At 44.6% G+C, this 1141-nt stretch carries 1 protein-coding gene; it reads right to left on the bottom strand.

Annotation, left to right across the window (positions count from 1 at the left end; all coding sequences use genetic code 11):
* Nucleotides 1-226: 226 nt before the first annotated feature.
* The coding region (locus HC175_RS15155) for a reverse transcriptase domain-containing protein (RefSeq protein ID WP_168139323.1) at nt 227-1141 on the bottom strand (915 nt) is incomplete at its 5' end.

The following is a 1141-nucleotide window of genomic DNA, read 5'->3' on the forward strand; positions in this document are numbered from 1 at the left end:
GACCTTTATGGGCAAAGGTTCTTGTCGATCACGAAGCGGACCTAACTCGGACGCGGGGCTATGGTTTGGTTGGAGCGGGAAGTTCGGGTAAAAATGACTATTAACTCATAGCTGGAATGGTCATAGCTGATTAAAAAAGTAGAGTAGGCAAAGGGGAATTTCACCCCTAAGCCTCTCACAGAACCGTACGTGATACTCTCGCATCATACGGCTCTTCTTAACAAGTCTAAGGCTTAAAGCCATATTGCCAATGCACAAACAGGTTGGGAAAATGCTTTGCAGTCTCCTGTAGCCATTTGTAGGCAAAGAACCAATGCTTTCGCCTGAACCTCCGATATTTGTTGCGCACCCATTTTGCCAATCGCTTGTTCAGAAATCGGAACACATAGTGGAGTTCACTCATCCGCACCTTGCCATAATAATGAATCCAGCCCCGTAGTTTGTCTGCTATAATGGCTGCCAAATCGGGCAGCCGCAGATGAACCATACGGTGTAGTTTCATCTTGAACAAAGTCTGGTTGATGCGCTTCTGTCTCTTGCGACTGATGGACGGGGTAAAACCCAAATGAAAGTTCCCAAAGTAGCCTTTGACCATTCTTGGTTTGAATGTGAAGCCTAAGAAATCAAAGGTCACATATTCCACCTTAAATGGCGGGTGCTTCTTCTGGTTGCGCTTGCAATACACGATATTGCTCTTGCCGTCTTTTATTTGAAGTTTACACTCCTTAAATCGGGCTTTTATCGCTTCCAGTGTCCGCAGGGCTTGTTTGAAGTTTTGGCAATGGATGATGATATCATCGGCATACCGTTCAAACTTTACTTCGGGGTGGTACTTCTCTATCCACTTATCAAAAACAACGTGCAGAAAGATATTTGCCAGTAATGGACTTATCACTCCTCCCTGCGGTGTGCCTCTGGTTCGTTTCTGAATTGTACCATCCTTCTTTTGGATGGGGGCTTCCAACCAGCGTTTTACGTACAGATGGATGTGCTTCTTATCTGTAAAATGACTTAAAGCTTTCATCATTAACTCATGATCTATTTCATCAAAGAAACTTTTGATGTCCAGATCTATCGCCCAGTCCAATTTCATGCAGTTTTCCCTGCATTGCCTGATAGCCTGGTGCGCTGATTTCTTAGG

Source organism: Salinimicrobium oceani, assembly GCF_012037645.1.